At 54.0% G+C, this 25,991-nt stretch carries 29 protein-coding genes, 2 pseudogenes and 1 riboswitch; of the genes and pseudogenes, 27 read left to right on the top strand and 4 right to left on the bottom strand.

The features are described 5' to 3' along the window. The first annotated feature begins 144 nt into the window (after positions 1-144). The 6 genes and pseudogenes from CV944_RS17990 to CV944_RS17900 all read left to right on the top strand — a co-directional run bounded on the left by CV944_RS17990 (position 145) and on the right by CV944_RS17900 (position 5,373). Positions 145-1,574, top strand: a pseudogene (locus tag CV944_RS17990) (pyruvate kinase). Between the two features lie 500 nt (positions 1,575-2,074). Continuing rightward, complete coding sequence (locus CV944_RS12905) at positions 2,075-2,638, top strand: biotin transporter BioY (protein ID WP_100664305.1); 564 nt, start codon at positions 2,075-2,077, stop codon at positions 2,636-2,638. Between the two features lie 4 nt (positions 2,639-2,642). Beyond that, positions 2,643-3,359, top strand: a complete 717-nt coding sequence (gene bioD, locus CV944_RS12900) for a dethiobiotin synthase (protein ID WP_100664304.1) — start codon at positions 2,643-2,645, stop codon at positions 3,357-3,359. Further along, positions 3,349-4,728 (top strand): adenosylmethionine--8-amino-7-oxononanoate transaminase, encoded by a 1,380-nt coding sequence (bioA, locus tag CV944_RS12895; protein WP_033010356.1) that lies wholly within the window; start codon positions 3,349-3,351, stop codon positions 4,726-4,728. Before bioD ends, bioA begins: the two co-directional genes overlap by 11 nt. Positions 4,729-4,956: 228 nt before the next feature. Continuing rightward, complete coding sequence (locus CV944_RS12890) at positions 4,957-5,136, top strand: hypothetical protein (protein ID WP_033010357.1); 180 nt, start codon at positions 4,957-4,959, stop codon at positions 5,134-5,136. Between the two features lie 102 nt (positions 5,137-5,238). After that, positions 5,239-5,373, top strand: coding sequence for a hypothetical protein (locus CV944_RS17900; RefSeq protein ID WP_255358742.1), 135 nt, complete (start codon positions 5,239-5,241; stop codon positions 5,371-5,373). A gap of 211 nt (positions 5,374-5,584) precedes the next feature. Here CV944_RS17900 and CV944_RS12885 read toward each other — a convergent pair whose 3' ends face one another. Together CV944_RS12885 and CV944_RS12880 are read right to left on the bottom strand one after the other, a co-directional pair. Beyond that, positions 5,585-5,920, bottom strand: coding sequence for a spore coat protein (locus CV944_RS12885; RefSeq protein ID WP_033010359.1), 336 nt, complete (start codon positions 5,918-5,920; stop codon positions 5,585-5,587). 15 nt (positions 5,921-5,935) lie between these two features. Beyond that, positions 5,936-6,193 carry a hypothetical protein gene (locus tag CV944_RS12880; RefSeq protein WP_033010361.1) on the bottom strand — a complete coding sequence of 86 codons (258 nt, stop codon included), beginning with the start codon at positions 6,191-6,193 and terminating at the stop codon, positions 5,936-5,938. A gap of 164 nt (positions 6,194-6,357) precedes the next feature. On the opposite strand from CV944_RS12880, the gene CV944_RS12875 reads away from it, so the two are divergent. Continuing rightward, a complete protein-coding gene (locus CV944_RS12875; protein WP_033010362.1) occupies positions 6,358-7,275 on the top strand; it encodes a proline dehydrogenase family protein in 918 nt (305 codons plus the stop codon). 62 nt (positions 7,276-7,337) lie between these two features. Here the strand turns inward: CV944_RS12875 and CV944_RS12870 are convergent, their stop codons facing one another. Beyond that, on the bottom strand, positions 7,338-7,487 hold the full coding sequence (locus CV944_RS12870; RefSeq protein WP_011232479.1) for a YuzL family protein: 150 nt from the start codon (positions 7,485-7,487) through the stop codon (positions 7,338-7,340). 184 nt (positions 7,488-7,671) lie between these two features. On the opposite strand from CV944_RS12870, the gene CV944_RS12865 reads away from it, so the two are divergent. The 13 genes from CV944_RS12865 to CV944_RS12810 all read left to right on the top strand — a co-directional run bounded on the left by CV944_RS12865 (position 7,672) and on the right by CV944_RS12810 (position 18,593). Beyond that, complete coding sequence (locus CV944_RS12865; protein ID WP_100659694.1) at positions 7,672-10,059, top strand: 3-hydroxyacyl-CoA dehydrogenase/enoyl-CoA hydratase family protein; 2,388 nt, start codon at positions 7,672-7,674, stop codon at positions 10,057-10,059. A gap of 27 nt (positions 10,060-10,086) precedes the next feature. Further along, the gene (locus CV944_RS12860) at positions 10,087-11,262 is read left to right on the top strand and encodes an acetyl-CoA C-acetyltransferase (protein ID WP_100664303.1); all 1,176 of its coding nucleotides are present in this window, start codon (positions 10,087-10,089) and stop codon (positions 11,260-11,262) included. 232 nt (positions 11,263-11,494) lie between these two features. Next, the gene (locus CV944_RS12855; protein WP_100664302.1) at positions 11,495-13,279 is read left to right on the top strand and encodes an acyl-CoA dehydrogenase family protein; all 1,785 of its coding nucleotides are present in this window, start codon (positions 11,495-11,497) and stop codon (positions 13,277-13,279) included. Between the two features lie 79 nt (positions 13,280-13,358). After that, positions 13,359-13,736 carry an arsenate reductase family protein gene (locus tag CV944_RS12850; RefSeq protein WP_033010367.1) on the top strand — a complete coding sequence of 126 codons (378 nt, stop codon included), beginning with the start codon at positions 13,359-13,361 and terminating at the stop codon, positions 13,734-13,736. Positions 13,737-13,829: 93 nt separating this feature from the next. Further along, positions 13,830-14,213, top strand: coding sequence for a glycine cleavage system protein GcvH (gcvH, locus tag CV944_RS12845; protein WP_033016348.1), 384 nt, complete (start codon positions 13,830-13,832; stop codon positions 14,211-14,213). A 72-nt stretch (positions 14,214-14,285) separates the two neighbouring features. Then, positions 14,286-14,426 carry a DUF2553 family protein gene (locus tag CV944_RS17670; RefSeq protein ID WP_233205007.1) on the top strand — a complete coding sequence of 47 codons (141 nt, stop codon included), beginning with the start codon at positions 14,286-14,288 and terminating at the stop codon, positions 14,424-14,426. A 29-nt stretch (positions 14,427-14,455) separates the two neighbouring features. Further along, entirely contained in the window at positions 14,456-14,521 is a 66-nt protein-coding gene (locus CV944_RS17895) for a DUF2553 family protein (RefSeq protein ID WP_255408634.1), read from the top strand. 76 nt (positions 14,522-14,597) lie between these two features. Continuing rightward, entirely contained in the window at positions 14,598-14,957 is a 360-nt protein-coding gene (locus CV944_RS12835) for a ribonuclease M5 (RefSeq protein ID WP_033010412.1), read from the top strand. Beyond that, complete coding sequence (locus CV944_RS12830) at positions 14,954-15,268, top strand: thioredoxin family protein (protein ID WP_094239171.1); 315 nt, start codon at positions 14,954-14,956, stop codon at positions 15,266-15,268. Before CV944_RS12835 ends, CV944_RS12830 begins: the two co-directional genes overlap by 4 nt. A gap of 153 nt (positions 15,269-15,421) precedes the next feature. Next, positions 15,422-15,766: a hypothetical protein gene (locus CV944_RS12825; protein WP_033010369.1), complete on the top strand. Its 345-nt coding sequence runs from the start codon at positions 15,422-15,424 to the stop codon at positions 15,764-15,766. A 73-nt stretch (positions 15,767-15,839) separates the two neighbouring features. Next, positions 15,840-15,949, top strand: a riboswitch (SAM riboswitch). A gap of 88 nt (positions 15,950-16,037) precedes the next feature. Next, positions 16,038-17,066 (top strand): methionine ABC transporter ATP-binding protein, encoded by a 1,029-nt coding sequence (locus tag CV944_RS12820; protein ID WP_100664301.1) that lies wholly within the window; start codon positions 16,038-16,040, stop codon positions 17,064-17,066. Beyond that, positions 17,056-17,724 (top strand): methionine ABC transporter permease, encoded by a 669-nt coding sequence (locus CV944_RS12815; protein ID WP_020961126.1) that lies wholly within the window; start codon positions 17,056-17,058, stop codon positions 17,722-17,724. Before CV944_RS12820 ends, CV944_RS12815 begins: the two co-directional genes overlap by 11 nt. A gap of 14 nt (positions 17,725-17,738) precedes the next feature. Then, positions 17,739-18,593 carry a MetQ/NlpA family ABC transporter substrate-binding protein gene (locus CV944_RS12810; protein ID WP_100664300.1) on the top strand — a complete coding sequence of 285 codons (855 nt, stop codon included), beginning with the start codon at positions 17,739-17,741 and terminating at the stop codon, positions 18,591-18,593. Positions 18,594-18,698: 105 nt separating this feature from the next. On the opposite strand, the gene CV944_RS12805 is transcribed toward CV944_RS12810, so the two are convergent. Further along, positions 18,699-18,890, bottom strand: coding sequence for a hypothetical protein (locus CV944_RS12805; RefSeq protein WP_095859924.1), 192 nt, complete (start codon positions 18,888-18,890; stop codon positions 18,699-18,701). A gap of 66 nt (positions 18,891-18,956) precedes the next feature. Between CV944_RS12805 and CV944_RS17985 the strand changes: the two are divergent. From CV944_RS17985 to CV944_RS12765, 7 genes and pseudogenes are all read left to right on the top strand, one after another. After that, positions 18,957-19,353 (top strand): annotated as a pseudogene (locus CV944_RS17985) (carboxymuconolactone decarboxylase family protein). A 233-nt stretch (positions 19,354-19,586) separates the two neighbouring features. Next, entirely contained in the window at positions 19,587-20,366 is a 780-nt protein-coding gene (gene sufC, locus CV944_RS12795) for a Fe-S cluster assembly ATPase SufC (protein ID WP_100664299.1), read from the top strand. Positions 20,367-20,383: 17 nt separating this feature from the next. Beyond that, the gene (gene sufD, locus CV944_RS12790; RefSeq protein WP_063193246.1) at positions 20,384-21,694 is read left to right on the top strand and encodes a Fe-S cluster assembly protein SufD; all 1,311 of its coding nucleotides are present in this window, start codon (positions 20,384-20,386) and stop codon (positions 21,692-21,694) included. Continuing rightward, a complete protein-coding gene (locus CV944_RS12785) occupies positions 21,691-22,911 on the top strand; it encodes a cysteine desulfurase (protein WP_100664298.1) in 1,221 nt (406 codons plus the stop codon). The genes sufD and CV944_RS12785 overlap by 4 nt, the downstream gene beginning before the upstream one ends. After that, positions 22,901-23,335, top strand: a complete 435-nt coding sequence (gene sufU / locus CV944_RS12780; protein ID WP_015375744.1) for a Fe-S cluster assembly sulfur transfer protein SufU — start codon at positions 22,901-22,903, stop codon at positions 23,333-23,335. Before CV944_RS12785 ends, sufU begins: the two co-directional genes overlap by 11 nt. Positions 23,336-23,357: 22 nt before the next feature. Then, positions 23,358-24,755: a Fe-S cluster assembly protein SufB gene (sufB, locus tag CV944_RS12775; protein ID WP_015375743.1), complete on the top strand. Its 1,398-nt coding sequence runs from the start codon at positions 23,358-23,360 to the stop codon at positions 24,753-24,755. Between the two features lie 584 nt (positions 24,756-25,339). Beyond that, a complete protein-coding gene (locus CV944_RS12765) occupies positions 25,340-25,540 on the top strand; it encodes a transposase (RefSeq protein WP_223810853.1) in 201 nt (66 codons plus the stop codon). Positions 25,541-25,991: the final 451 nt, after the last annotated feature.

Here is a 25,991-nt window from a genome sequence, read left to right as displayed (position 1 = left end):
CCGGTTTGGAAAGCTGCAGCGTCAACCCCAGCGTGAAGAAAAACTTGTGGATTCCTTGGTGATGTGCTAATTTATTCATGAGACATGAACCTCCTTGTGTGAATGGGTTTTGAACACATCTATTTTACCCAAGGAGTCCGGTTCATGTCTCCTTTTTTGTTTAGTTGTCAATTTATGTCAGTGAATTTGCTCATCTACAGTATAAAAGTAAAACCGCATTTTTCACAAGGGTTGGTGCCGCTGATGCACGACAAACGAGATTTGGGCGCCCGCTTGGCCGCTTTTTACCGAGAGATGGCGGAGTGGGTGGGACAAAAGCGGAAGGAAGTTCCTCTTTCCTTTCACGAGGAGAGCCGCGATCAGTTGCTTGCTTTCTATCAAGAAAAATCAATATGGAGAGGCAATGGAGCCGCTCTTCGGCCTCATTTCCTTCTCTTCTTCCCCGCCGCTGTCTCCGCTCCCCCGTGAAATTTCTTTCTTTTGGCAGTTGACGGCTGAGGACGGGGCGGCCGTCGAAGAAGGGGATGAGCTGCTGTTTACCGACGTGCGCGGAAAAAAACGAAAACTGCGGGTGGCGGAACAAATCGCGCCGTCCTGTTTTAAAGTGTTGCTCTCACAGACCGCCTATGTGCAAAAAGGGATGAAACTGCGGAACGGATCGGCTTTGTTCACCCTCTCCTCCGTTTTGTTCATTCCGATGAAAGCGTTTGTCACGATCGGTACACCGCTTTATATTTACTTCGATGACGCTGCGTTTGCGGCGGCGCACAATGGCGGTGGAGTGAAAATGACGACGACATTGGCGAAAGCGTGGCGCAACGTGCGGGTGGGGGGACCGCCTTTACTTGAACGACGGGCAAATTGCGGCGCGGGTCGTCAAAGTGCACGAGCGGCATGTCGAGGCCAAAGTCGTTGCCGATGGCGGAAAGCGGAAAGCAGTCAAGCAAGGAACAGGCATCCATCTTCCCGATTCGTTTCTCCATTTGACGGTTCCGCCGCTTACGGACCGCGACCTTGAATGGATTCCGTTTATCGCCAGCCATGCCGATATCGTTGGGCTGTCGTTTGTTCAGGCGCCGCATGATTTGCGAAAGCTTTATCATTTGCTTGCCGAACAAGGGGCTGGTTCTCTCCCGGTGATCGCGAAAATCGAAACGCGGGCGGCGCTTCATAACTTCGTTCGCATCTTGCTTGAGGGATTGAAGTTTCCGGCGTTTGGTGTGATGATTGCGCGCGGCGATTTGGCCCTGGAGATTGGATTTGAACATCTTGCGGCCGCACAGAACGACGTTTTGGCGCTATGCCGGGCGGCTCACATCCCGGTCATTTGGGCGACGCAAGTGCTTGAACAAATGGCAAAAAAGGGCATTCCGTCGCGCGCCGAAATTTCGGACATTTTCCTCGGGAAGCAGGCGCAATGCATCATGTTGAACAAAGGAAGGTATATTGCCGAAGCGGTGCGCTTGCTGTCGTCGCTGCTGGAAAAGGAAGGGGGACGGAGCGGACTGTTGGCGGCGCCGAAAACAGCCGGCGAACGGATGAGTTCGTTCGATTTGTGGGAGAGAGGAGGGTGAGAGCTGGCTGCAACATGCACTGCATGGAGTTGGCACAGTGAATTGAACCAAAAAACTCACCGACATGCGGCCGCCTGTTTTCAAGACAGACTTTCTTGACGAAAACATCCCCATTGGACGAATGGAAAATATCCCTATGTTCAATGCTGCAACGTTATGCATTTTAGAGTTCGGGGATGTTTAGAAGGCCGGTGATTTAGTGAAAAATCGCGGAAAAACGGACTTTTTTCTCAAATAGAGAAGTTTTGCAAAATCAACGCTTCTCTTTCGACCGAAAACAATGGGTTCGGCAAAATCAGTTGTTTTTCACCAACCTTTTAGGGCAGGCAAAACATATTTAGTGCAGCAGGAGCAGTAAGCGTGGATATAGCGGTGAAAGAGGGGGCGGTTCTTTTGGCCCCCTCATTTCTATTTAAATGTAAACCTTTATAAAAGTAAGGTTGACAAATAAAGCTTATGTCCGGCACAATAGAAACAAAGATTGGGAGAGGAGGGGAAACGTGCACATCCGTTCCTTTGTTTGGGCCGCCTTTTTTACCGCCCTGACAGCGGTCGGCGGGTTCATCAAAATCCCGGTGCCGTATGTGCCGTTTACGCTGCAAATCGCCGCGGTTTACCTGGCTGGCTGTCTGCTTGGCCCCAAAATCGGAGCGCTTAGCCAACTTCTATATGTCTTGATCGGGCTGGCGGGCGCGCCGGTGTTTGCGGAAGGAGGAGGGCTCGGTTATGTGTTGAAGCCGACGTTTGGCTATTTGCTTGGCTTCATCGCCGGGGCGTATGTATGTGGTTCGCTTGTCCACCGTTTTCAATGGACAAGAGCGCGGGACATATGGAAGGCGAATTTGGCGGCCTTATTGACGGTGTATGCGTTTGGCTGCACGTGGCTGTACATAGCGATGAAATGGATCGCCGAGACCCCGCTTTCCATCGGCCAAACGCTATGGTTCGGATTTCTTCTTCCGGTGCCGGGGGATCTCGCGCTTTGCGCTGTTTGTTCGGTCATCGCGGTGCGCGTCTGGCCGCGCGTCCGACCGATCATGATGACTCGAGGGATGGGGGGATAAGAGAATGGGGAAAGCCATTTTCATGACAGGAACCGGAACGGAAATCGGCAAGACAGTGGTGACGTCCATTGTGGCATTGGCGTTGGAGCGGTTTGGGATGAAAGTCGGCGTGTTCAAGCCGATTCAGACTGGACTGGCCGAAGACGGGGTGTCGTTTGCCGAACAATATTGGTATGAACGAGTGGCGAAAATCCCTACATCAGAAGGCATGTACTATATGGAGCCGGCGATGTCGCCGCATTTGGCAGCCGCGTTGACCGGCACGTCCATCGAACCGGAGCGGATAGCTGAACGGTTGGCATCGCTGCGGCAGCGCTATGATGTCGTGCTCGTCGAAGGAGCGGGCGGGCTGGCTGTTCCGTGGTGCGAGCGCGATGGACGATGGTATATGACGAGCGATTTCGTTCGTGATTATCAGCTGCCGACGGTTCTCGTGTCGCTCTCAAGCCTTGGGGCGATTCATCACGCGGTGACGACGGCGGCGTATGCCGAGGCGAAAGGCATCCGCTTGCTTGGCCTTGTATTCAATCAGTTTCAAGAGCAGGAGATCATCCACCAAAACAATGTCGAAATGATCGCCGCGTTGCTTCGGCTGCCGGTGCTGGCGGTCGTGCCGCTCCTTCCTGCAGTCTCAAGGAGGGAACTGGAAACCCTAGCTCAGCATTGGATCGAACAAGGAAAGGCGAAACAATGGCTGGAGGTGCTTGGCGTTGGCGTATAGCTACGAGCAATTGGAACAGTGGGACAAGCAGTGCGTCTGGCATCCGTTCACGCAAATGAAACAGTATGCGAAAGAACGTCCGCTGATCATTGAACGCGGGCAAGGAAGCTATTTGTACGATGTTGACGGCAACCGGTACCTAGACGGCTATGCGTCGCTATGGGTCAATGTCCACGGCCATAACGACCCGGAGCTGAATGCGGCGCTTCGCGAACAATTGGAGAAAATTGCCCATTCGACATTGCTCGGCTCGGCGAATGTGCCGTCGATTTTGTTGGCCAAACGGCTGCTTGAATATTGGCCGCACATGTCGAAAGTGTTTTATTCCGACACCGGGGCGGCAGCGGTGGAAATCGCGCTAAAAATTGCCTATCAGTATTGGAAAAACATCGACCCGGTCAAATATGCGAAGAAGAACAAGTTTGTCTCGTTGAAGGAAGCGTACCACGGCGATACGGTCGGGGCGGTGAGCGTTGGCGGCATGGAAACGTTCCACCGTATTTTTGCGCCGCTTTTGTTTGAGCGGATCGAAGTGCCGTCGCCGTACGTGTATCGCATGGAGGAATACGGAAGCGAGCCGGAGATCGTCGACTATTGTTTGCGCGAGCTGGAACGGGTGCTTGAAAAGCAGCACGAGCACATTGCAGGCGTGATCGTGGAACCGCTTGTGCAAGGAGCGGCGGGGATCATCGTTCATCCGCGCGGATTTTTAAAAGGAGTGGAACGGCTTTGCCGGCAATATGGGGTGCTCTTCATTTGCGACGAGGTCGCCGTCGGCTTTGGCCGCACGGGCACGATGTTCGCTTGTGAGCAGGAAGAGGTGAAGCCGGATCTTGTCTGCCTTGGGAAAGGGATCACCGGCGGGTACTTACCGCTGGCGGCCACGCTCGTTACCGAAGACGTGTATGCGGCGTTTCTCGGCGATGTGGACGAAGACAAAACGTTTTATCACGGCCATACGTACACGGGGAACCAGCTCACTTGTTCCGTTGCGCTGAAAAACATCGAGCTCATCGAAACGCGCGGCCTGCTTGATGATGTTCGACGAAAGGCGCGCCGGCTGGCCGAATGGCTTGAGCGGTTGTATGACATTCCGATTGTTGGCGACATCCGGCAAAAAGGCTTGATGTGCGGCATTGAAATCGTGAAAGACCGAAGAACGAAAGAAGTGTTTCCGCGCGCAGCCATGGTGGAGCACCGGATCATCCTCGAGGCGCGCCGGAGGGGGCTTGTCATCCGCCCGCTCGGCCCGGTGTTGACATTCATTCCGGTTCTCTCCATGAGCGAAGACGAAATGGCCGAGGCGGTGCGCATTTTGTTTGATTCGATCGCCTGTTTGTACGATCAAGTGCAGGCGGAGCTTGTATAAGCGGAAGGCGGCGGACAGCCGCCTGTTTTTGGTTTTGTGCAGATGGGAAAGCGAGGCAAAAGATTTTTTTGAGTGCAAAGACCTTGAAGAAACAAGCTTCCTTTGCATTCGCGCATCAATATTGGGGAGAAATCGCTGTTTTTCACCAGCCTTCTAGGTACTGGCCTAAGCAGCGGGCGTTTTTTCTGCATACAGTGGGACTAAAGCAAGCGGAAGGAGGAAAGCAAGATGAGCCATCTCCAAGCAGCGGATGAACGCATTTGGCGGCCGTGGGGCTTTTGGTTTTGGCGGCCGCGCCCATTTTTCTTCGGCGCTCCATTTTTCGGGGGCTTTTTAGGCGGGCTGCTCGGCAGCGCCTTGTTCCCGCCGTTTTTCTATCCGTGGTGGTATGGCCCGATTTGGTGGTGAGAAAACAAACAAGGGTTGGGCGGACGGCCCACCCTCTTTTTTTGTTGTGTGCATATGAATAAAGTGACGCATCTTACTCATGAAGGAAAGGAGAAAGAAGCGATGCCATTTCCAGGCTTGCTATTTGGCGCCCCGTTTGTCGGCGGCTTCTTGGGTGGGCTGCTCGGCGGCGCCCTCGCTCCGCGCCCGTTTTATCCGTACCCGCCATATCCGCCGTACCCGGGCTGGTGGTATTGAATCCAGCCATGAAGAATAAGCATCCCATCGGTGGAACAGGGATGCTTATTCGATGATTCCGGTGTCGCGGATCGTCACGTCGGCTGTTTGCAGCATGTTCCACACGGATTCGGATGGCGCTGCCATCCCTTTCTCCCCTTTCTGCACCCGGTCTTCTTAACGGATTGAGAAAGAGGATGTCCTTTTGCTGTTCGGACATCCTCTCGCTTTGTTATTGCATGACATTCCCTTGATAAGGGAGCTGATTCGTATACCCTTGGAACTGCTGGTACATTTGCTGAAGCTTTTGCGGATCGGCGGCTTCAAGTTTGTACCAGCCTTTTTTGAACATCAAGTTATACAGTTCGCGCTGGCAGTTTTGTGTTTCTGTGAAAATGTTCATCATTTCTTGATATAACGGTTGGTTGCTCGCCTCATGCAAGTACACGCTGTATGCCGACGTCATGTATTTTTCTGTTGTCAACATGTCGTTCAAAAAATCGCGTTCGTTCATTTGCGGCGTTTTCGGCACTTGCGTCTCTGGATTTTGCACTTGTTTTTGGTTCATCGGGCGTCCCTCCTTTCACATCACCGGCGGCTGCGGCGGGTTTTGCAAATGGCGCAAAATCATGTTGTAATGGCGCTGGTGCATTTGTCCGGCGCGCTCGATCGCTTGCACCACCTCGGGGTCCCGGCATTGCGCGGCGAAAAAGTGCGCCTTTTTCGCCGCGAGCAAGTTCCACGACATCATATCGGAAAAATACATGGCGTCTTTTGATGACACCATTTGCGGCGGCTCGGGCATCGCGGTCTGCGGGTTCATTTGCGGTTGTTGCTGCATCGCGTTTCGCTCCTTTCATGGTTTGTTCGCTTGTAGATTGTGCAGTGAGTGGAAAATTATTCACATATAAAAGATAAACCGTGCGGAAAAAACATATTCAATCGGGCGGAAACATGGTACAATAAGGATGATGAATGCGTTTCCATACAAGGAGGCTTGCAACAGTGGAACAGCTGATGCGCGACTTTTTTTTGTTCTTGTCCAAAAATAAGACGTTGACCCGGTTGGCGAAACGATACGGCCTCCGCTTCGGCGCGTCAAGGTTTGTCGCCGGCGAAACGATTGAGGAAGCGGTGCATGTCATCCGCCGGCTGAACGAAAAAGGGCTGGCCGTGACGGTCGACTACTTGGGCGAGTTTGTCGATAACGAGCAAGAAGCGAACGAGATGGCGAACCATTGCCTAGAGGCGATCGACGCGATCAGCCGCGAGAAGCTGAATTCGCAACTGTCGCTGAAAATGACGTCGATGGGGCTTGACATTTCCGATGATCTTGTCATGCGCAACATGCGCCGCATTTTGGATGCGGCGAAAGAGCGCGGCGTGTTCGTGACGATCGACATGGAAGACTATTCACGCTGCCAAAAGACGCTCGACATTTTTAAAACGTTGAAAAAAGAGTACGATAACGTCGGAACGGTCCTGCAGGCGTATTTGTACCGGACGGAGCAAGACATTGAAGATCTGAAGCCGTACCGCCCGAACTTGCGGCTCGTCAAAGGGGCGTACAAAGAGCCGCCGGAAGTGGCGTTTCCAGACAAAAAAGATGTGGACGAAAACTTTAAAAAGATCATCAAGCAGCATATGCTAAACGGCAACTACACGGCGGTGGCGACGCATGACGACGCCATCATTGAATATACGAAGCAGCTCGTCAAGGAATACAATATCCCGAACAGTCAGTTTGAATTTCAAATGTTGTACGGCATTCGTCCGGAGCGCCAGGTCGAGCTGGCGCGCGAAGGGTATACGATGCGCGTGTACGTGCCGTACGGCACCGATTGGTACGGCTATTTTATGCGCCGGCTCGCCGAGCGCCCGGCCAACGTGGCGTTCGTCGTCAAAGGCATGTTCCGTAAGTGACGCCCATCGCCCGGCAGCGCGAAAGTCAAGCAGGCAAAAAGGGGACGGACGCCCTTAGGCGTTCAGTCCCCTTGCATGTTGTGCTTTTTGTACTGCTGATTTTGGCTCGTCCGCTTGCCGCCGCCGTCGGCTTCGACCGTCGGGCCGGCGTTTCCTTTCACGCTCGCCGCGCTGACGCCGCGTTCAGACGGATTTTTTTTCAGCCGGGCCATCGTCTTCACCTCCTGGTTGTTAGTATGGATTGAAAGAACGGCGGCGATGTGAAAAAAAATGTGCGCAAATATATTGCGAAAATTACCAACATACTATATATTGAATATAGAGAACGTTTTCACGGCTATTTTTTTCGCCGAAAAATGAATGATGATTCATTCAATGGTGTGAGGGGGAACCGAAATGGCAAAACGCATTCGGCGCGCTGCGGTGCTTGGGTCCGGCGTCATGGGTTCGGGCATTGCCGCCCATTTGGCGAACGTCGGCATTCCGACGCTGCTGTTGGATATCGTGCCGCGGGAATTGACGAAAGAGGAAGAAGCAAAAGGTTGGACGCTCGAGCATAAACAAGTGCGCAACCGCCTCGCCAATCAGGCGCTGGAGCGGATGAAAAAGCAAAAGCCGGCGCCGCTGATGGCTCAAGACAATCTGGCGCTCATTGAAACCGGCAACTTTGAAGACGATTTCCATCGGCTGGCGGATGTTGATTGGATCATTGAAGTCGTCGTCGAAAACTTGGATGTCAAACGAAGCGTTTTCGCCCGCGTTGACGAGGTGCGGACGCCGGGGACGATCGTCAGCTCGAACACATCCGGCATCTCGATCGCCGCGATGGCGGAGGGGCGTTCGGATGATTTCAAAAAACACTTTTTAGGCACGCATTTCTTCAACCCGCCGCGCTATTTGAAGCTGCTTGAGATCATCCCGACGGAGCATACGGATCCGGATGTGGTCGCCTATATGAAAACGTTCGCCGAAGACGTGCTCGGCAAAGGCGTCGTGATGGCGAAAGATACGCCGAACTTCATCGCCAACCGGATCGGCACGTATGGCTTGCTTGTCACTGTCCGCGAGATGATGCAAGGGGGCTACAGCGTCGGCGAGGTTGATTCGGTGACGGGGCCGCTCATCGGCCGGCCGAAAAGCGCGACGTTCCGCACGCTTGACGTCGTCGGACTCGATACGTTCGTGCATGTCGCCAACAATGTGTATGAAAACGTCGAAGGGGAAGAAAAAGAGGCGTTCCGCGTGCCGGAGTTTATGAACACGATGCTTGAAAACGGCTGGCTCGGCAGCAAATCTGGACAAGGGTTTTTCCTCAAGCAAGGAAAAGACATTCTCGAGCTGAACTACGTCACGATGCAATACGAGCCGCGCAAAAAGCTCGTCACCTCGGCGGTGGAAATGGCGAAGCAGGCGAAAGGAACGGCCGCCAAGTTGCAAACGCTCGTCTATGCGGACGGCGACCGCGCGGGAACGCTCCTTTGGAACATCATCGCACCGACGTTGCTGTACACCGCCCGCCTTGTCGGGGAGATCGCTGACGACATCGTGGCGATCGACCGGGCGATGAAGTGGGGGTTCGGCTGGGAGCAAGGCCCGTTTGAACTGTGGGATGCGATCGGCCTCGAGAAGTCGGTGCGGAAAATGCAGGCGGAAGGGCGTGATGTTCCGGCGTGGATTACGGACATGCTCGCCGACGGAGCCGCATCGTTCTATCAAACCGAAAACGGCCGGCTGTTCTATTATGCGCCGGGCGGGTATAAACCAGTAGAAGAAAGCGAAAAAGTCATCCACATCCGCCGGCTGAAGGAACAGCGGGGCGTCATCAAGAAAAATGCGGGTGCAAGCCTCATCGACCTCGGCGATGACGTGGCGCTTTTGGAGTTCCATTCGCCGAACAACGCAATCGGTGCGGACATCGTGTACATGATCAACGAGGCGCTTGAGGAAGTGAACCGCAATTACAAAGGGCTCGTCATCGGCAACCAAGGGAAAAACTTCTGCGTCGGCGCCAACTTGGCGATGATGCTGATGGAAGCGCAAGATGAAAACTTCTTTGAATTGGAGCTTGCCGTCCGCCAGTTCCAGCAAGCGCTCATGCGCGTCAAATATAACCCGAAACCGGTCGTCGTCGCGCCGTTTGCCATGACGTTAGGCGGCGGGGCGGAAGTGAGCTTGGCGGCTTCACGCATCCAAGCGGCGGCCGAGACGTACATCGGGCTCGTCGAAGTCGGCGTCGGCTTGATTCCGGGCGGCGGCGGCAACAAGGAGCTGTACATCAAACGGTTGAACAGCCTGCCGCGCGGCGTGGACGTCGACTACGTCAAAATCGCGGCCAGCGTATTTGAAACGATCGCCATGGCGAAAGTGTCGACGTCAGCGGCGGAAGCGCGCGAGCTTGGCTTCTTGAATCACCGCGACGGCATCACGATGAACGGCGACCATCTGCTGTATGAAGCGAAACAGGCGGTGCTCTCGATGTATGAGGAAGGGTACCGGCCTCCTGTAAGGAAGAAAGTGCCGGTGGCCGGCGAAAGCGGCTATGCGGCCATGCTGCTTGGGGCGCAGTCGATGTTCCATTCCGGCTACATCAGCGAGCACGATTTGAAAATCGCGAAAAAATTGGCGTATGTTCTAGCCGGCGGCAAAGTGCCGTACGGAACAGAAGTCGACGAGCAATATTTGCTCGATCTCGAGCGCGAGGCGTTTTTGAGCCTCATCGGCGAGCCGAAGACGCAAGCGCGCATGCAGCATATGCTTGTGAAAGGAAAACCGCTCCGCAACTAAAGCGGAGGAGATCAAGGGGGGATTGGCGTGAGAGAAGCGGTCATTGTCGCAGGTGCGCGCACACCGGTCGGCAAAGCGAAAAAAGGAACGCTCGCCCACGTGCGGCCGGATGATTTAGGGGCGCTCGTCGTCAAAGAAACGATCAAGCGCGCGGGGAACTATGAAGGAAACATTGACGACTTGATTATCGGGTGCGCCATGCCGGAGGCGGAGCAAGGATTGAACATCGCCCGCAACATCGGCGCGCTCGCCGGGCTGCCATATACCGTGCCGGCGATCACGATCAACCGGTATTGCTCGTCCGGTTTGCAGGCGATCGCCTATGCGGCCGAACGGGTGATGCTCGGCCATTCCGACACGGTCATCGCCGGCGGGGTCGAATCGATGAGCATGGTGCCGATGATGGGGCATGTCGTCCGCCCGAACGCCCGCTTGGCGGAAGAAGCGCCGGAATACTACATGTCGATGGGGCACACTGCCGAGCAAGTGGCGAAAAAATACGGCGTCAGCCGCGAGGACCAAGACGCGTTCGCGGTGCGCAGCCACCAGCGCGCCGCCAAGGCGATTGCCGAAGGAAAATTCAATGAAGAAATCGTGCCGGTCGAGGTGACGGTGCGCAAAGTAGAAGGCAACAAACTCGTTGAGGAGAAAGTCGTCTTTACACAAGATGAAGGCGTGCGCCCGGACACGAATATGGAAACGCTCGCGAAACTCCGGCCGGCGTTTGCGGTAAATGGCACCGTCACCGCCGGCAACGCGTCGCAAATGAGCGACGGGGCGGCGGCGGTCATGGTGATGGACCGCGAAAAAGCGGAGTCGCTCGGCTTGAAGCCGCTCGGCAAGTTTCGTTCGTTCGCGGTTGCCGGCGTGCCGCCGGAAGTGATGGGGATCGGCCCGGTCGCTGCGGTGCCGAAAGCGTTGAAGCTCGCCGGCCTTGAGCTGTCCGACATCGGTTTGATCGAGCTGAACGAAGCGTTCGCCTCGCAATCGATCCAAGTCATCCGCGAACTTGGGTTGGATGAAGACATTGTCAACGTCAACGGCGGGGCGATTGCTCTAGGCCACCCGCTCGGCTGCACGGGCGCGAAGCTGACCTTGTCTTTGCTTTACGAAATGCGGCGCCGCAACGTGCAGTTCGGCATCGTCACGATGTGCATCGGCGGCGGCATGGGAGCGGCCGGCGTGTTTGAACTGCTGCCATAAGGAAGCCGGACGAGTTGGCCGTCGGACGGATCGACCGCCCTAGGTCAAAGCGGTTCGGCTGCCGGTCCCAAGTCGGCAAGAGGGCCGAAACAAGGAGATGAATGCTGGATTAGAGAACTGACGAAAATCGCGCCCCGGCGCAGCCGCCAGGGCGCCTAGGCCAACACGATCAAAGGTTGCTGGGCGGATGCCGCCCGGATTATCCATCATTTTTCGGGGGAGGAAACGAACGATGGCGAAAACAATGGAAGAAGCGATCAAAGGCGGCAGCTTTTTAATCGAAGACATTCCGGCCGAGCGCGTCTTTACGCCGGAAGATTTCACCGACGAGCATCATATGATTGCCAAAACGACGGAAGAGTATGTTAACAATGAAGTGCTCCCGCAGCTGGAGCATTTGGAAAACCATGAGTTTGACCGTTCCGTGAAACTCCTTCGCAAAGCGGGCGAACTCGGTTTGCTAAGCGCCGACATTCCGGAAGAATACGGCGGGTTGGGTCTGGATAAAGTGAGCTCGGCCATCATCGCAGAACAGATGGCGCCGGCCGGCGGTTTTGCGATTTCGCACGGGGCGCACGTCGGAATTGGCTCGCTGCCGATTGTGTTGTTTGGCACGGAAGAACAAAAGCAAAAATATTTGCCGCAGTTGGCGACTGGCGAAAAAATCGCCGCCTATGCCTTGACGGAGCCGGGATCGGGTTCGGACGCCCTCGGCGCGAAAACGACGGCGAGATTAAACGCGGAAGGCACGCATTACATTTTAAACGGCGAAAAGCAATGGATCACCAACTCCGGTTTTGCTGATGTGTTTGTCGTCTATGCAAAAGTCGACGGCGAACATTTCACCGCGTTCATCGTGGAACGCGACTTCCCGGGCGTTTCAACTGGTCCGGAAGAAAAGAAAATGGGGATTAAAAGCTCGTCGACAAGAACGCTCATTTTGCAAGATGTGCCGGTGCCGAAAGAAAACGTCCTCGGTGAAATCGGCAAAGGCCACGTCATCGCCTTCAACATTTTAAACATCGGCCGCTACAAGCTCGGACTGGGCGCGGTCGGCGGCGCGAAGCGGGCGCTCGAAATCACGCTCAAATACGCGAACCAACGCCAGCAGTTCAAACGCCCGATTTCGCAGTTTACGCTGACGCAAGAAAAATTTGCGACGATGGCGTCGCGCCTGTATGCCGCCGAAAGCTCGGTGTACCGCACGGTCGGCTTGTTCGATGAACGGATGGGCCTGCTCGATGGGGAAAAAGCGAAAGACGGCAGGGAAGTGGCGAAATCGATTGCCGAATACGCGATCGAGTGCTCGCTGAACAAGTTTTTCGCGACCGAGGTGCTCGATTACATCGTGGACGAAGGCGTGCAAATCCACGGCGGCTACGGCTTCATGCAGGAATACGAAATTGAGCGCGCCTACCGCGATTCGCGCATCAACCGCATTTTTGAAGGGACGAATGAAATCAACCGCCTGCTCGTGCCGGGCATGTATTTGAAAAAAGCGCTAAAAGGCGAGCTGCCGCTCTTCCAAAAAGCGCAGCAGCTGCAAGAAGAGCTGATGATGATGACGGCCGAAGAACCGGGAACGGGCGCGCTCGAACAAGAGAAATATTTGGTGCGCAACGCGAAAAAAATCGCCTTGATGGTCGCCGGGCTAGCGGCGCAAAAATTCGGTCCGAAAATTGAGGAAGAGCAAGAAGTGCTCGTGAACATCGCCGATATTGTCGCCAACATCTACGCCATGGAATCGGCGCTTCTCCGCACCGAAAAAGCGATTAATGCGGGCGGGGAAGAGAAACACAAACAAAAATTGCTCTATACGCAAATTTTCTGCCAAGAGGCGTTCAATGAAATTGAGGCGCATGCGAAAGAAACGCTTGTCGCCGTCGAACAAGGCGACACGCTGCGGATGATGCTCGCCGCTCTCCGCCGGTTGACGCGCCATACCCCGATCAATGTGATCGCGAAAAAACGCGAGGCGGCTGCCGCCCTCATTGAAGCGGAACGGTATATTGTGTGATAATGGGAAGTGCCAGGCGTTTGCCTGGTGCTTCTTTTTCCATGAATTCCAAGCCGTCGAATGAAAGGGAGGAATGCGGATGGCGCTGACGCTCTACTGGTATCCAAAATGCGGAACGTGCCGGAAGGCGAAGCGTTGGCTCGATGAACACGGCATTGAGGTGCAAACGGTGCATTTGGTCGACGAGCCGCTGACGAAAGAACAGCTCGCCGACTTGCATCGAAAAAGCGGGCTGCCGCTCAAAAAATTTTTCAATACAAGCGGCATGAAATACCGCGAACTCGGATTGAAAGACAAGCTCGATGGCGCCTCGGAAGACGAGATGCTCACGTGGCTCGCCTCGGACGGCATGCTCGTCAAGCGGCCGATTTTAACGGACGGCGAGCGGGTCGTGGTCGGATTCCGCGAACAAGACTACGAATCGTGTTTTGCCGGGCGCGTTTCGACGGAAACATAAAAAATTTGGCCGAAATGAAATGAATTCAGTGAGTTTTGGCGAAAAATCGGTTATGATGAAAAAGAACACAACTTGCCGCACTGGAGGGATTTGATGAACACGCCGAAAGAACTCCGTTATTCGAAAGAGCATGAGTGGGTGCGCGTCGAAGGGGACAAAGTGCGCATCGGCATCACCGATTTCGCCCAATCGGAGCTGGGCGACATCGTGTTTGTCGAGCTGCCGGAAGTCGGCGCGGAACTGACAGCGAACGAGCCGTTCGGCAGCGTTGAGTCGGTGAAAACCGTCTCGGAATTGTATGCGCCGATCAGCGGCACGGTCGTCGAAGTGAACGAAGCGTTGAACGACAATCCGGAATATGTGAACGAATCACCGTATGAAAAAGCATGGATGATCGTTATTGAGCCGAAAGACTTAAGCGAAGTGGACAACTTGTTGACGGCCGAACAATACGAAGCGATGATCAACGAAGGATAAACGTTCCTGCAAAGTTCGCTTCGAACCGGGCCCCTATACATACCGGAATGTGATGAAAAAGGGGTGCTCGTGATGGTGTTGCAAACGAAGCAACTGGATGTCACGGACCGGGTCACCGGCAAATGGAACGGCCGCACGATCGAACTGTACGAGGGAGGCGAGCTCATCGGCCGCCTTCCGCTTCCTGCGGCTGTAGCGTGGAAAAACGGATAAAGCGAACAAATGGAAAAATTTGAAAATGGATCACCGCTACCGTTGAACCGGATCAAAAATATGTCGACTGCGACGGGGAGGCGGGCTGGTGTTAGGAGGCAACGGCGGATGGCCGTTGCTTTTCTGTTGCCATACAATATTGTATCCTCATTCACGTTAGGTGGGTCGGACATGCGACAGGTGGAAAAAGTGATTATTGTGGAAGGGCGGTCAGATAAGGAAAAAGTGGCGGCCGTGCTGAACGAGCCGGTTGTCATCATTTGCACGAACGGCACGATCAGCGATGCGCGCCTTGAGGAGCTGGCCGATGAACTCGAAGGGCGGGATGTGTACGTGCTCGCCGATGCCGACGAGGCGGGGGAAAAATTGCGCCGGCAGTTCCGCCGGGTGTTTCCGGAAGCAGGGCATATTTACATTGACCGGGCGTATCGCGAAGTGGCCGCCGCCCCGATCTGGCATTTGGCGCATGTGTTGCTGCGCGCCCATTTTGACGTCCGTATCGAATCGTTCATGAGAGGAAGAGGCGAGTGAACACAATCGGTCGAAACGATATTAAGCGAATGGTGGAAGGGGAGCCGCTTCTCGCTCTTTCGTTGTATACCCCGCTGTGCGGCACGTGCCAGTTGGCGAGGCGCATGCTTGTTGTCCTAGAACAATTGTTTCCGGACATACCGTTTTGCGAAACGGACATCAACTACATCCCCGAGCAGGCGGCGGCGTGGAAAATTGAAAGCGTTCCGTGCTTGCTTCTTTTCGCCGGCGGAGAGATCATCGGCAAATGGTATGCGTTCCATTCGGTCCCTTATTTGTACGAAGCAATCCGCGCCCGTTTGCCGCGTTGACGATCCGCCATTTTTTGACGCCGTTTGACACATTTCTTGGGAAATGACAAAAACGGCGTTGGTTCGCCACGGCGGCTGTCGAGATTTTTGTAAAGGATTCTCCCCCTTCGGCATGGAAATAAAAGGACAAAGGAGATGGGGGGAGGATGCTCAATGGAAATGCGCGAGTTGGTAGGGCAGTTTATGGAACGGATGCAAACGTTGCGCCATTTGTTGCCGATTTTGCCGGATGAGCAGCTGTATGTCCGCTTTGAAAGCGAGGAAGAGACCGCCATGGTGGCGCTCGGCAAGGAGCTTACCGCCGGAAGGGAACCTGATGAACGGAACGTCTTGACGGTGCGCGGCTCCAAAAAAGCGCTTTGCTCGCTTTTAGGCGGCGAACTGAAGCTGCAGCAGCTCGTCCGGCTGCGCGAAGTGCATGTATCGGGAAGCTTTCGTCATCTGTTGCTGCTTGAGTCGCTCCTCCATTTGGCTAAGCCGTATCGGCATGTTGGGTGAAATTTTTATTGACAATGTTCGACACAAGGTGATACAATCACAGCTGTAGTCAATCGAATAGGCGATTGTTGCGCTCTTATCAAGAGAGGTGGAGGGATGTGCCCAATGAAGCCCGGCAACCGTCAGCGCGTGCGCTGAAAAGGTGCCAATTCACACAAAGCGGCCTGCTTTGAGAGATAAGAGACGGAATGGTGCACAATACCTTTCTGTTCTCTGCGGGCAGAAAGGTTTTCTTTTTGCGCTCCGCCGCCTTGGGGAGGAAGGTGAAACGATGATCACACTCGAACATGTGACAAAAATCTATCAAGCGGCTAACGGCTCGGTCACGGCCGTCGACAATGTGTCGCTTGAGATTCGCGAAGGGGAAATTTTCGGCATTATCGGCTATAGCGGCGCGGGGAAAAGTACGCTCATCCGCTTGCTCAATGGGCTCGAGAAGCCGACGGGCGGCCGGGTGGTCGTCGCCGGCCGCGACATGGGGCGCATCAAAGGGCGGGAGCTGCGCAAGGCGCGTCAAGAGATCGGGATGATTTTCCAACATTTCAACTTGCTTTGGTCGCGCACAGTGCGGGAAAACATTGCGTTTCCGCTCGAGATTGCGGGTGTTCCGAAAGCGGAGCGGCAAAAACGGGTCGATGAATTGATCGAGCTCGTCGGGCTCACGGGGCGGGAAGAGGCGTATCCGTCGCAGTTGAGCGGCGGGCAAAAGCAGCGTGTCGGCATTGCCCGGGCGCTCGCCAACAACCCGAAAGTGCTGCTTTGCGACGAGGCGACATCGGCGTTGGACCCGCAGACGACCGATGCGATTTTGGACCTGCTTGTCGACATCAACAAGCGGCTCGGGCTGACGATTGTGCTGATCACCCATGAAATGCACGTCATCCGCAAAATTTGCGACCGCGTTGCGGTGATGGAAAGCGGCAAAATCGTTGAGCAAGGCGACGTGCTGCACGTGTTCCGCAACCCGCAGCAGCCGATCACGAAGCGGTTCGTCAAGCAGCTCGTCGAGCCGGAAGAGACGGAAGAGGCGATTTCTCATTTGTTTGGCCAATACCCGAGCGGGCTGATCGCGCAGCTGACGTTTGTCGGCGCGGCAGCCGGAAAGCCGCTCATCACCGAAGTGGTGCGTCAGTTTGCCGTCGATGTCAACATTTTGCAAGGGAAAATTTCGCAAACCCATCAAGGCGCTTATGGGGTGCTGTTTGTGCACATCGATGGGGCGGCGGATGAAATTGCCCGGGCGCTTGACTACATTCAAAGCCAGCAGGTGGCGGTGGAGGTGATTCACGATGCTCGCTAACCTCCTGCCGAACGTCCAATGGGAGACAATGTGGGCGGCGACGGTCGAGACGCTGTATATGACGGGAGTGGCGGTGGCGGCCACTTTCGTCCTCGGAATCGTTCTTGGCTTGCTTCTATTTTTGACAGCGAAGGGCAACCTATGGGAAAACCGGTTTGTCAATACAGTGATTGCGGCGTTTGTGAACATTTTCCGCTCGATTCCGTTTATTATTTTGATCATTTTGCTCATTCCGTTTACCACCTGGCTTGTTGGGACGATGCTTGGCGCCAATGCGGCGCTGCCGGCTTTGGTCATTGGGGCCGCGCCGTTTTACGCCCGCATGGTCGAAATCGCTCTTCGCGAAATCGACAAAGGCGTCATCGAAGCAGCCCAAGCGATGGGCGCCTCAACGTGGACGATCATTTGGAAAGTGCTGCTGCCGGAATCGTTGCCGGCGCTCGTCTCCGGCATTACGGTGACGGCCGTGTCGCTCGTCAGCTATACGGCGATGGCTGGAGCCATCGGCGCCGGCGGGCTTGGGAACTTGGCGTATTTGGAAGGATTCCAGCGCAGCCATAACGATGTGACGTTTGTCGCGACCGTGTTGGTGCTCGTCATTGTCTTTGTCATTCAGTTGATCGGTGACGTTGTCACTTCCAAAATTGATAAACGATAAGGAGGAAGAAAACGATGAAAAAATGGCTTGGCGCCCTGTTCGCTGCTGTTCTTGTCTTCGCTTTGGCGGCGTGCGGCGGCAACGACAACAACAACGCGGCCGAGGGGGGCAAAGGCGGCGAATTGGTGAAACTGAAAGTCGGCGCGTCGAACGTGCCGCACGCGGAAATTTTGGAAAAAGCGAAACCGATTTTGAAAGAAAAAGGCATCGACTTGGAGATCATTACGTTCCAAGATTACATCTTGCCGAACAAAGCGTTGGCTGATAAAGACATCGACGCCAACTACTTCCAGCACATTCCGTACTTGGAATCGCAAATGAAAGAACACGGCTATGATTTCGTCAACGCCGGCGGCATTCATATCGAGCCGATCGGCTTATACTCGAAAAAATACAAAAGCATTGAAGAACTGCCGGACGGCGCGACGATCATCATGAGCAACTCGGTCGCCGACCATGGCCGCATTTTGTCGATGCTGCAAGAAAAGGGGCTCATTAAGCTGAAACCGGGCATCGATAAAACGAAAGCGACGGTCAACGACATCGTCGAAAACCCGAAACATTTGAAATTTAAAGCGGACGTCGATGCTGGACTTCTGCCGCAAATTTACAAAAACGGCGAAGGCGATGCGGTGCTGATCAACGCCAACTATGCGCTTGACGCCGGTTTGGACCCGGCGAAAGACCCGATCGCCGTGGAGTCGCCGAAAAACAATCCGTATGTGAACATTGTGGCGGTGCGCAAAGGCGATGAAAACCGAAAAGAAATCAAAACGCTTGTCGAAGTGCTGCAATCGAAAGAAATTCAAGATTTCATCAAAGAAAAATACCACGGCGCCGTCATTCCAGCGGCGGAAAACAATCAATAACGGAAGCGAATCGCTTCCGTTATTTTTTGCACAAAAAAGAGCCGCACGAAAGTTCAAAACCGTTTTGGATGGAGAGACGCCGCGGCCGGTCTGTTTTCCCGCGCTTCATCGGTTGTTCAAACGCGCCAGTACGGCGGCGAGCATGACGATGATGACGCAGTTTTGCAGGACGATCACAGCCGTTAAGCTGAAGGCGCCGTCTCCCTGTTCACCGAGGGTGTTGCCGATGATGATCCACGTCAAAAACGAAGCGAAAGCGGCGGTTAAGGCAAAGACAACCCAACGAATCAATCGCATTTCCCCCTTTTGTATTGATGATGGCAGTTGAACAGAACAGGCGGTTTTCATCATGACGTTCCATCTATGATCGCGAAACGGTGGTGTTTCCACACCCTTTCAATACCATTCGTTTATGCATCGGTCGAATCCTCCCTTCACCGCTACAAAGAAGGGATAGGGGCGTTCACCCAAAAAACTTCCGAACGTAGCCGAGCGGTTTAACGCGTTTACGGAAGCGTGCTTTGCCGAGGGAGCGCTGTCGAAAAAAGAAAAACAATTGATCGCCCTTGGCATCAGCTTGGCGACGCAAGATGAGTATTGCACGATTTACCATGCGAAAGGCTGCCTTGATGAAGGAGCGTCGGAACGGGAAATTTTGGAAGTATGCGCGGTGGCGGCCGCGTTTGGCGGCGGGGCGGCGATGAGCCAGGCGGTGACGCTCGTGCAAGAATGCCTCCGCGAGCTGCGGGCGGCTCACTAGACTCCGGAAAAAACGGGGTCTTTTTTTGGCAAAAACTCGTACAAGCTTGCGGTTTTCGTGTAAAATAGTAAAAGGCGCTGTTTTTTCACACGGTCATCGTGAAAAACAGAGCAGGGAAGTTGCAGGAAGTTTTCATTTGTTATAAAATTGTAATGAGAATAAAATGAGAATGAGCGATCGCTAGAAGACAAGCGAGTGAATTGACTCTCAATTGAGAATTGGAGGTATGCTGCATGGCGGTATTGACGATTCGCAATCTCCACGTCGCCGTGGAGGGAAAGGAAATTTTAAAAGGAGTGGACTTGGAAGTCAAAGGTGGGGAAATCCACGCCATCATGGGCCCGAACGGAACGGGGAAGTCGACGCTGTCATCGGCCATTATGGGCCATCCAAAATATGAAGTGACAGAAGGATCGGTGACGCTCGACGGCCAGGATATCCTTGAGATGGAAGTCGACGAGCGGGCGCGCGCCGGCCTGTTTTTGGCGATGCAATATCCGAGTGAAATCAGCGGGGTGACGAACGCCGACTTTTTGCGCGCGGCGATCAACGCCCGCCTTGGCGAAGGCAACGAAATTTCGCTTATGAAATTCATCCGCAAGCTCGATGAAAAAATGGCGTTTTTGGAAATGAATCCGGATATGGCGCACCGCTATTTGAATGAAGGATTCTCGGGCGGGGAGAAAAAGCGGAACGAAATTTTGCAGCTGATGATGCTTGAGCCGAAAATCGCCATTTTGGACGAGATCGACTCCGGCCTCGATATCGACGCGCTCAAAATCGTCGCCAAAGGCGTCAACGAAATGCGCAGCAGCGAGTTCGGCTGTTTGATCATCACCCACTACCAGCGGCTGCTCAACTACATCACCCCGGATTATGTGCATGTCATGATGCAAGGGCGCATCGTCAAGTCCGGCGGTCCGGAGCTGGCGCAGCGGCTTGAGGCGGAAGGGTACGACTGGATCAAAAAAGAACTCGGCATCGAAGACGAAACGGTCGGACAAGAAGCGTAAGCGTTAGGAGGAGGACTATGGCGACAGAAACGAAAATCCCATTCGATGAAACCTACATCCGCACGTTCTCAAGCGGACGCGGCGAACCGGGCTGGCTGACCGAGCGGCGCCTTGAGGCGCTTCGGTTGGCGGAGCGGCTGCCGCTTCCGAAACCGGAGAAAACGAAAATCGACAATTGGAACTTCACTGGCTTCTCACGCCATGCCGTTGACAGTGCGCCATATGCCGGCCTCGATGACTTGCCTGAAGCGGTCAAGGCGCTCATGCAAGCCGGCGAAGGAACGAAAAATTTGTACGTGCAGCGCAACCATACGCCGGCGTATGTGTCGCTGTCCGATGAGTTGAAGGAGAAGGGCGTCATTTTCACCGACATCTTCACCGCAGCGCGCGAGCATGGCGACTTGCTGAAAAACTATTTGATGACGGCGGTCAAGCCGGATGAGCACCGCCTTGCCGCGCTCCATGCGGCGCTGCTCAACGGCGGTGTGTTTGTCTATGTACCGAAAAATGTGGAGATTGAAACGCCGCTTCAGGCGGTCTATATTCAAGACGAAGACGACATCGCCTTGTTTAACCATGTCATCGTCGTGGCGGAAGACAACAGCCGCGTCGTGTTTGTCGAAAATTATATATCAGCAAGCCGCGAAGGAAACGCGGTCGTTAATGTGGTCGCCGAGGTGTTTGCTCAAGCGAACGCAAGCGTCTTTTTCGCCGCTGTCGACCATTTGGCCAAAGGCACCACGACGTATGTCAATCGGCGCGGCATCGCCGGGCGCGATGGACGGATCGAATGGGCGCTCGGGCTGATGAATGACGGCAATACGGTCTCCGAGAACATCACCCGCCTTGTCGGCGACGGCTCGTTCGGCGATACGAAAACGGTCGCGGTCAGCCGCGGCGAGCAAGTGCAAAACTTTACGACGAGCGTCATCCATTACGGCAAGCATACAGAAGGGACAATTTTGAAGCACGGTGTTGTCCGCGACAGCGCGACCTCGATTTTCAACGGCATCGGCAAAATTGAGCACGGCGCGTCAAAATCGAACGCCGAGCAGGAGTCGCGCGTCTTGATGTTGAGCGAAAAAGCGCGCGGCGATGCGAACCCGATTTTGTTGATTGACGAAGACGACGTCATGGCGGGCCATGCGGCATCGGTGGGACGCGTCGATCCGATCCAATTGTATTACTTAATGAGCCGCGGCATTCCGAGACGTGACGCGGAACGGCTCATCATCCACGGCTTTTTGGCGCCGGTCGTCGAGGCGATTCCGATTGAAGGTGTGAAAAACCAATTAATTGAAGTGATTGAAAGGAAAGTTCAATCATGAATGTAAACGACATTCGCGCGTTGTTTCCAATTTTGCATCAGGATGTCAACGGCCATCCGCTCGTTTATTTCGACAGCGCGGCGACATCGCAAAAGCCGCTGCCGGTGATTGAGGCGCTTGACCGCTATTACCGCGAGTACAACTCGAACGTCCACCGCGGCGTCCATACGCTCGGGACGAAGGCGACCGATGCGTACGAAGGCGCGCGCGAAAAAGTGCGGCGGTTTTTAAACGCTCAATCGGCGCAGGAAATCATCTTTACGCGCGGCACGACCGCTGCGCTCAACTTGGTCGCTGCAAGCTACGGGCGCGCCAACGTCAAAGAAGGCGATGAGATCGTCATCACGTACATGGAGCATCACAGCAACTTGATTCCGTGGCAGCAGCTGGCGAAGCAAACGGGGGCGACGTTAAAATACATTCCAATGCAGGAAGACGGCACGATCGATCTGCGCGATGTCGAGGCGACCGTCACCGAAGCAGCGAAGATTGTCGCCATTGCTCATGTATCGAACGTGCTCGGGACGATCAACCCGGTGCGGGAGATCGCCCGCATCGCCCATGAGCGCGGCGCGGTCGTCGTCGTCGATGCGGCGCAAAGCGCTCCGCATATGAAGGTCGATGTCCAAGAACTTGATTGCGATTTTCTCGCCCTTTCCGGCCATAAAATGTGCGGGCCGACGGGAATCGGCGTATTATATGGCAAAAAGAAATGGCTTGAGCAGATGGAGCCGGTCGAGTTCGGCGGCGAAATGATCGATTTTGTCGAGCTGTACGACTCGACGTGGAAAGAATTGCCGTGGAAGTTTGAAGGCGGCACGCCGATCATCGCCGGGGCGATTGGCCTTGGGGCGGCGATCGATTTCCTCGAGCAAATCGGGTTGGATGCCATTTCTGCCCATGAGCACGAGCTGGCGCAATACGCACTCGAACGGCTGGCTGGCATCGACGGCGTCACGGTATATGGCCCGAAAGAACGGGCGGGGCTTGTGACGTTTAACATCGACGGGGTGCATCCGCACGATGTGGCGACGGTTCTTGACGCCGAAGGGATCGCCATCCGCGCCGGCCACCATTGCGCCCAGCCGCTCATGAAATGGCTCGGCGTGACGGCGACCGCCCGGGCGAGCTTTTACCTTTACAATACGAAAGAGGAAATCGACCGGTTCATCGCCGCATTACAGAAAGCGAAGGAGTACTTCAGCCATGTCTTCTAATCATCCGTTGGACCAGCTTTACCGCCAAGTCATTATGGATCATTATAAAAACCCGCGCAACCGCGGGGTGCTTGAGGGCACGAACGTCGATGTCAACATGAACAACCCGACGTGCGGCGACCGCATCCACTTGACGATGAAAGTTGAAGACGGAAAAGTCGCCGACGTCAAATTTGAAGGGGAAGGCTGTTCGATTTCGATGTCGTCGGCGTCGATGATGACGCAGGCGATCAAAGGGAAAACGGTGGAGGAAGCGCTTCGGCTCGCCCACATTTTTTCCGACATGATCCAAGGGAAAGAGTACGACGATTCCGTCGACCTTGGCGACATCGAAGCGCTCCAAGGCGTTTCCAAGTTTCCGGCCCGCATCAAATGCGCGACGCTCGCGTGGAAAGCGCTCGAAAAAGGACTGCATCACCACTAAGTCTAAAGGAAGGTGAACCGAGATGGCGAAAAAAGCACCGGAAATCGGTGAATACAAGTACGGCTTCGTCGACAAGGACGTCTCCGTCTTCCGCGCCCAGCGCGGCTTGACGCGTGAAGTCGTCGAAGAAATTTCGCGGATGAAAAACGAACCGCAATGGATGCTCGAGTTCCGCTTAAAAGCGCTCGACATCTTCTACAGCAAACCGATGCCGCAATGGGGCGGCGACTTGTCAAGCCTCGATTTCGATGAAATTACGTACTACGTCAAACCGACGGAAAAATCGGGCCGCTCATGGGATGAAGTGCCGGCGGAAATTAAAGCGACGTTCGATAAATTAGGGATTCCAGAGGCGGAACAAAAATATTTGGCCGGCGTCTCGGCGCAATACGAATCGGAAGTCGTCTACCACAACATGAAAGAAGACCTCGAAAAACTCGGTGTCATCTTTAAAGACACCGACTCGGCGCTGAAGGAAAACGAAGACTTGTTCCGCGAGTATTTCGCCAAAGTCGTGCCGCCGACGGACAACAAATTTGCGGCCTTGAACTCGGCCGTCTGGTCGGGCGGTTCGTTCATCTACGTCCCGAAAGGCGTCAAAGTCGATACGCCGCTTCAGGCGTACTTCCGCATCAACTCGGAAAACATGGGGCAGTTTGAACGGACGCTCATCATCGTCGACGAAGGGGCGCACGTCCATTACGTCGAAGGCTGTACAGCGCCGATTTACACGACGAACTCGCTTCATAGCGCGGTTGTGGAAATCATCGTCAAAAAAGGCGCCTACTGCCGCTACACGACGATCCAAAACTGGGCGAACAACGTCTTCAACTTGGTGACGAAGCGCGCCGTCTGCGAAGAAAACGCGACGATGGAATGGATTGACGGCAACATCGGCTCGAAGCTGACGATGAAATACCCGGCCGTCATCTTAAAAGGCGAAGGGGCGCGCGGCTTGACACTGTCGATTGCTATCGCCGGCAAAGGGCAGCACCAAGACGCCGGGGCGAAAATGATTCATCTGGCGCCGAATACGTCGTCGACGATCGTCTCGAAGTCGATCTCGAAACAAGGCGGCAAGGTGACGTATCGCGGCATGGTCCATTTCGGCCGCAAAGCGTCCGGCTCGCGCTCGAACATCGAATGCGATACGCTCATTCTCGACAACCAGTCGACATCGGACACGATTCCGTACAACGAAATTTTAAACGACAACATCTCGCTTGAGCACGAAGCGAAAGTGTCGAAAGTGTCGGAAGAGCAGCTGTTCTACTTGATGAGCCGCGGCATTTCCGAGCAGGAAGCGACGGAAATGATCGTCATGGGCTTCATTGAGCCGTTTACAAGAGAGCTGCCGATGGAATACGCGGTCGAGATGAACCGCTTGATCAAGTTCGAGATGGAAGGAAGCATTGGGTAAGCTTGATGAAGCAAGGGTGGAGCGTTCGCTTGGGGGTGCTTCCCCCACAAAACGCCCACATGATCGACGCAGGGCAAAACAAGGGAGCGGCCGGCGCTTATTCTCTCCGGTGGTCTCTGGAAGCGTCAAGGCCGCCCTGCAGGCCATTTCCTCCCTCATGGGAGCATGTTTTTAGGGGAGCGCTCTTTTTTGGGCGCTCCCCTGTCATTGATTTCAAATGCCAGGCGGATCTGTTCAGCCGTGTACGATCTCTCGGCTTAGTAGCCTTTTTAGGCGTGAAGTTAACAGCCATGTATAAAAAACATGATTTTATTCATTTTTCCCGATAGGGACTACGAAAGAGATGTTTAAGTTAAGTGCAACTTTTTATTGACAAATAATTTTTTTCTATAACATGGCATTGTTCGCTCTTCTTGCCACCGTGCCAGCTTGTTAGGTGATAAAGTAAAGACGGACATGGAGGTCGGAATTTCTTTATTACAACCTATATACAATTAAACTGTAGATGAGCATTTTTCACTACAATAATTTCTATGGTTAAAAGAGACAAACAGAGACCCTCTTACACGATGCGGAACTGTTTTTTGACTACATCAATGGTCATATCCTCCTATTCGCCACAGCTGAACCCGATCGAGCACTTGTGGAAATGGCTGAAAGACACCGTCATTGCCAATGTGTTTCATCAAGATCGAAACGATATCGCCCAAGCCATTGCTCGGTTTATGGATGACATCCATGAACGCCCGGAGGAAGTGCTGCAACGCTTGGGGTGTGCAGGATGACTGAGAAACTCACTCTTCATGTTGTATGTATATACTTACATTCTACAGGAAAGGTGCTCTTTTTTCTATGATGTGGATGGGGATTATCGGTTAATCAACACGCCTGAAAAAAGAGGTGTTCAACAGCAACAAGAAAAAGGCATGACTAATCTAAATCATTATAAGGTAGGTGGCATTTTATTTTTATGAAACTTATATTTTCTGGAAAAAGTGGAATATTCATAAAGGTTCTCTTGTTAGTTATTTCATGGTTTATTATTTTATTCAGCTTGATGATTCAAAATTCTGATGCGTTCATTTATTGGTTTAATCCAAGCGTAGTATCCATTAGCGATGAAAGGTATTTTTATACGTAACTATTCAGCCACATCATAAAGTGAGCTGAATATTTTTTGCTTTTCCTGTCCATGATGTGAATATTGATAGACAAGGAGGTGAATCGCATGTTGAC

This window comes from Geobacillus sp. WSUCF-018B (assembly GCF_002809985.1).
Classification (GTDB): Bacteria; Bacillota; Bacilli; order Bacillales; family Anoxybacillaceae; genus Geobacillus; species Geobacillus thermophilus.
Note: the sequence above shows the minus strand (reverse complement) of the source record. Positions and strands in the feature narration are given on the sequence as shown.